Annotated in this window: 2 protein-coding genes; one reads left to right on the plus strand and one right to left on the minus strand. The window is 67.8% G+C overall.

What is annotated here, in order from left to right; translation table 11 throughout:
- On the minus strand, window positions 1-2,492 hold a 2,492-nt coding region (locus FHW84_RS22940; RefSeq protein ID WP_208399935.1), incomplete at its 3' end, for a hypothetical protein.
- A 500-nt stretch (window positions 2,493-2,992) separates the two neighbouring features.
- Between FHW84_RS22940 and rapA the strand changes: the two genes are divergently transcribed.
- Complete coding sequence (gene rapA / locus FHW84_RS22945; protein ID WP_167258820.1) at window positions 2,993-5,833, plus strand: RNA polymerase-associated protein RapA; 2,841 nt, start codon at window positions 2,993-2,995, stop codon at window positions 5,831-5,833.
- Window positions 5,834-5,995 lie beyond the last annotated feature (162 nt).

Genomic DNA, 5,995 nt, shown 5'->3' on the forward strand with positions numbered 1-5,995 from the left:
TACACCACCGGCTTGCGGCTGAGGTTGTTCTGCACGAACGCCTCGTAGGTGTGGCAGGTCAGCGGCGTCTGCGTCGCGCAGTTCGCCGCATCGCCCGCCACCGCCATCTGCTCCGGCGAACCGGCCGGCCAGCTGTTGCGGTAGCCGCTCGACGGGTAGCTCACGTACACCGCCTGCGAGCCGATGATCGCGCCCAGCAGATGGTTGCGGGTGCGGAACGTGGTGGTTTCCTTGCTGCGCACGCCGCGCAGGTAATCGAGGCGGGCCTGGCCGGTGTCGTTCGTGGCATCCATGCTCGCGGGCGAGCTGCTGAGCAGCGCCTGGCCCGCGCTGTCCAGGGCGCTGAAAGCCTTGAACGCGATGCCACCCTTGAAGCTTCCATCGCTCTTGCGCATAGACGTCAGGATATGGCGCTTCGCCGGATCCATCTTGTCCAGCAGCGCACCCGCATCCCACGCCATCGCCGCGATCTCGCCGCGCGGCGTCACCGCCACCGCCTGCAGACTGCCGTGCCAGTCCGCCGAGCTGTAGCCGAGATTGAAACCTAGCGCGCCCGAGACCAGCACCGCCGAATTCACCGCACCGATCGTCGCCGGCACCGCACGCGCGTTGATGCTGGTGAGGATGGTGCCGAGCTGATCCACCAGCAGTTGCGGATTGGCCGCGCTGAAGTAGGCGCCGCGGCCATTGACCGCCGCGTGCCAGGTGTCATCGACGGCAGCCGGCTTGTCGCTCTCGGGCTTGGTCCAGCCCGTGGCGCCGGTGGCGTTGGTGCTGCCGCGGCGCAAGGCGCACAGATCGTTGGCGGTGGCGACCCTGCAGTTGGCGTCATCCGAGAAGTTCAGTTTTCCCGCGATGCCCAGCGTCACCATGTACTGCACCACGTGCGGCCAGTTGGCGGGATCGTTCTTCGGATGGAAGTACTGCTCCGCCTCTTTCGAACTCGCCCCCGCCACCACGCCGGTGCTCTTGTCCGGCATGTAGGGCCGCACCTGCCTGCCCGCGGCCGGATCGTAAAGATCCGGACGCAGATTCGTGGCCCAGTAATGAAAAGCGATGTTCGCCAGCGACGAAGTGAGCTTGGTGCCCTGCACATCCCAGAACACGCGCGACTCCGCCGCCACGGCGGAATACTTGGTGCCGTCGGGCAGGGTGTGGGAGGTCTGGCTGTCCTTGAATGACGTCGGCAGGGGCAACCGATCGTCGCTGTTCCAATAGCCGTCGGTCACCATCATGTGGAAGTTCTGCCGGCAGGTGAGTTCCAGGCCGTCCGCGCCGCCTTTCGCCGGCGGCTCCCAGTACGGATCGTGCAGATCGCCCGTCGCGCCGGTGTTGTCCTTGCCGCGTTCAAAGAACTTGCCCGCCCGGATGGTCGATGAACGCAAGGGTGTGGCGCCCTTGGGCAAGGTCTCGAAGATCCAGTTGAAGAAGGCCGAGCGATAGCAGTTCGGCGGCGTCCTTACCGTGCCCGCCTGCAGGCCCAGCTTGTTCGGATCGGCGTTGGCGGCAACGCAGGCCGGCGCGTTGGCGTCCATCAGCGTACTGATGATGGCGCTGTCCTGCAGGCGGAAGGTGTCGTCGGTATAGAGGTTCTGCCAGGCCACGCGGAACCCGCTGCCATAGCCACCGCCGGTGGCGGGCGCACCGAGCTTGGCGAACACGCGCGACATCACCGTGCGCGTCATCAGCATGCGCGTGCGGTAGTAGGCATACCAGTTGGCGAAGTTCTTCCATTCGTTGACGGTGACGCCGCCGATGGTGACGTTCTGGTTGCGCACCGCGACGGCTTCCCAATTGGCGGCGTAATAGAGATTGAACAAGCCAGCCGCGGTCGGATTGCCGTAGGTATCCACGGCGATGGCCGGCGCGGACGATTTGTAGCGGTAGTAGTAAGGGCCGCCGATGGGATAGGCCTTGCCGTCGGGTCCGGTGGTTTTACCGTCCATGGGCGAGGACTGGCTCTTTGCGCACACCCAGCGATAGTCGTAAGACGGCTTTCCACCGCCCGAGCCATACACGCCGGTCAGATCGGTCGCGCCCCGGCTCTCTTCCGGGCGCGATCGCGTGGTCGGACTATACGGGTTATTGCGATAGGCGCCGGCGGCATCCAGCGTCGCCGGGCTGCGCGGGCGATGGATCGCCATGCCATCCACCGGCACGCGTTTCAGGTCGCCGGCCGGATCGGCATCGGGAAACGCCGTGCCATCCGCCCTCAGCGGCGGCAGGTACAGCACGTTCGGGTTGTAATACACGCCATTCATGGTGCGCGAGCGGATGTCCGCCGCGCTGGTGATGCGAGGGTCGATCACACCGGCGCACTGCCAGGGGCCGGACCATCCCGCATCGTCATAGGGCCGATTGTCGCCCATGTAGGTCACCTGCATGGAACCCGAATTGTCGAACGTCACCGCGATATTCGGCGCCACGCCCTGGGTCAGGTTCGGCGGCGTGGGACTGAGCTCCGTCACCGCCACCGGCGGAGCGGCCTGCATGGCGATCATCGATAGCGGACAACCGCTCGCCAGCAGGAGAGCGAGACAACGCATCGCGGCCGTGCGACGGATCGGAAAGGCTGGGCGAATAGGCATGACGGTACGCGCCGGGGCGCGTGCTCCGGCTCCATGGCTCATGTGATGAAAATTCAGCGGGCGGCGTTGAACGGCTTCCGGCGGCGAAAGCGCATCAACCTGGTCGGCGATGGATGCATGCAATGGCATGCACGGGCATGCTCCCCTGGAAACACCGGACCACTCTGTGCGCGATGGATGCCCGGCGCCAAGCAAAGTCCGACGAACGGCCGCATCCTTCCGACGAGCGTGAAACGCTGCTTTCAGAACAGTACGAGCCTCGGTTCGGTGGGCACCGATGGCTACCACCGGGTGCGCAAACCCTCGGTCCAGCGGCATCCGCCGCGGTCTGCGCCCTTTTCCCTAGGCATCCGCTCCCTGTGAGCGGATAATCACGGGCCCAATTCGCCAAGAAAGCACCGCAGATGTTCGTACCCGGCCAACGTTGGATCTCCACCGCCGAACCCGAGCTGGGCCTCGGCACGGTGCTACGGGTGGAGGGGCGCGGGGTGCAGGTGCTGTTCGCCAAGGCCGGTGTGCTGCGGCCCTATGCGGTGGATTCGGCGCCGCTGGTGCGCGCGGAATTCCGCGCCGGGCAGCGCGTTTCCGGCAAGGGCATCGCCTTCCTGGTCGAGCGGGTGGAGATCAAGGAAGACCTGCTGATCTACCGCGGCGAAGGCCGCGAACTGCACGAAGGCCAGCTCGACGACGAGCAGAGCGTGAGCCAGGCCGACGACCGCCTGATCGGCGGCCGCACCGACCCGGTGGCGCGCTTCGACCTGCGCCTGGAAGGCCTGCAGCGCCGCGCCGCGGCCCGCCGCTCCGCCGCCTGGGGCCTGGGCGCCGCACGCATCGGCCTGGTGCCGCACCAGCTGCGCGTGGCCGGCATCGCCGCCTCGCGCCGCCCGCCGCGCGTGCTGCTGGCCGACGAAGTGGGCCTGGGCAAGACCATCGAGGCCGGCATGATCCTGGCCCGCCAGCTGGCCACCGGCCGCGCCCAGCGCGTGCTGGTGCTGCTGCCGGACACCCTCGTCTACCAGTGGTTCGTGGAACTGCTGCGCCGCTTCAACCTCAGCTTCGCCATCTACGACGAGGAACGCTGCGAGTCGCTGGACCTGAACGGCGACGGCGCCAACCCGTTCGAAGACGAGCAGCTGGTGATCGCCGACTTCAGCTTCCTCGAGCACAACTCCAAGCGCGCCGAGCAGCTGCTCGCGGCGCCGTGGGACCTGCTGGTGGTCGACGAAGCGCACCACCTGGCCTGGACCCCCGAGGCCGCCAGCCCGCGCTATGCGCTGGTGGAACGCCTGGCCGCGGCCACGCCCGGCGTGATCCTGCTCACCGCCACGCCCGAACAGCTCGGCCGCAGCGGCCACTTCGCCCGCCTGCGCCTGCTCGACCCGCAGCGCTACCGCGACCTGGCCAGCTACCTGGCCGAAGCCGACAGCTTCCAGGACCTGTCGCACATCGCCGACCGCCTGCTCGATGGCGAGGCGCTGGACGACGCCCAGCTGGCCCGCCTGCGCGAAGCCTTCGCCGGCGACGACACCCTGCTCGCTCACCTGGCCGACACCACCAAGCCCGCGCATGCGCGCGAGCTGATCGCCGCGCTGATCGACCGCCACGGCACCGGCCGCGCCATGTTCCGCAATCGCCGCGCGGGCATCGGCGGCTTCCCGCAGCGCGTGCCGGTGTGGCATCTGCTGGACGCCGGCCTGCTCAGCGAAGAAGGCCGCCAGGCCCTGCTGGCCGAATTCCATGCCGATATCCAGCAGCCCTCGCCGCCGCAGGAACCGGATTACTCGGCCGATCCGCGCGTCGACGCGCTGGTGGCCTTGCTCGACGCGCATCCGCAGGACAAGTTCCTGCTGATCTGCCGCAGCCAGGCCAAGGTGCTGGCGCTGGAAGAAGCACTGCGCACCAAGAGCGGCGTCGGCGTCGCGCGTTTCCACGAAGGCCTCGGCATCGTGCAGCGCGACCGCAACGCCGCTTATTTCGCGCAGCCGGATGGTGCGCGCCTGCTGATCTGCTCCGAGATCGGCTCCGAAGGCCGCAACTTCCAGTTCGCCCACCGCCTGGTGCTGTGGGACCTGCCGCTGGACCCGGACCTGCTGGAACAGCGCATCGGCCGCCTGGACCGCATCGGCCAGAAGCACGACATCAGCATCCATATCCTGGCCGTGGCCGACAGCGCCCAGCACGTACTGGCGCGCTGGTACGACGAAGGCGTCGACGCCTTCCGCCTCAGCCCCGCCGACGGCCGCGAACTGCTGCGCCGCTACGGCGAACCGCTGGCGCGCCTGGCCGACGAACACGCGCGCGGCGACGACAACCGCGACCAGGAACTGGACGTGCTGCTGGCCGAGACGCGCGCCAGCCACGAGGAAATGGCCGCGCTGATCCGCGACGGCCGCGATCACCTGCTGGAGCTGGCGGCGAGCCGCGACCTGCATGCCGACGAATTGCAGCAGGCCTTCACGCGCGAGGAGCACGATCCCGGCCGCGACGAATTCATCCAGCGCCTGCTGGAGCAGTTCGGCATCCATGCCGAGGAACTCGGCGGCAAGGTCTTGCTGCTCGACCCGCAGTACCTCTCCACCGACGCCCTGCCCGGCTTCAGCGAAGGCCCCGTGGCGGTGACGTTCGCGCGCGAAGTCGCCCTGGCACGCGAGGATCTGCCGCTGCTGCGGCTGGATCATCCGATGGCGGCCGGCGCGCTGGATCTGGTGCTCACCGGCGAGGAAGGCAATGCCGCCTTCCTCGTCGACGATGCGCTGCCGCCGCGCACGGCGTTGTTGCAGGCGGTGTATCTGCTCGAATGCGTGGCCGACCGCAAGCTGGACGCGGAGCGCTTTTTGCCGGCCTTGCCGGTGCAGGTCACCGTCGATACGCGCCTGGCCGAACGTGCCGGTTTCCAGCCGAGCGAGCTGGCCTTGCGCAAGGCGGCGGACCGCAATATCGAGGTGCCGCGGTATCGCAAGTTTCTTGCGAAGCTGGTGCCGCCGATGCTGGAGAAGGCGGAGGAGCTCGCCGCCGAGCGCGCGAAGGGTGATGTGGCTGCCGCTGTCGCGGCGGCGACGGAGGCGCTCGATGCCGAGCTTTCGCGGTTGTTGGCGCTGCGCGCGGTGAATCCTGCGATCAGCGAGGCGGAGGTTGCCGCTGTGGCGGGGGAGCGCACGGCGCTGCTGGAGGCGTTGCCGCAGGCGCGGTTGCGGCTGGATGCTGTGCGCTTTGTGGTTAGCCCGGATTTTCTCGCGTTGCGTTGATGGCTCGTCATCCCGGCGTAGGCTGGGATCCTTTTGCGGGATCGCCTGGTTTTTGCGTTACCGCGATCTGGCCGCTTATGCAGCGGGCATTTCGGACGCCTGCCGGCGCCCGAGTCACTTTCTCTTTGCTGGCCCAAAGAGAAAGTAACCAAAGAGAGAATG

This window comes from Dyella sp. SG562 (genome assembly GCF_011759495.1).
Classification (GTDB): Bacteria; Pseudomonadota; Gammaproteobacteria; order Xanthomonadales; family Rhodanobacteraceae; genus Dyella_D; species Dyella_D marensis.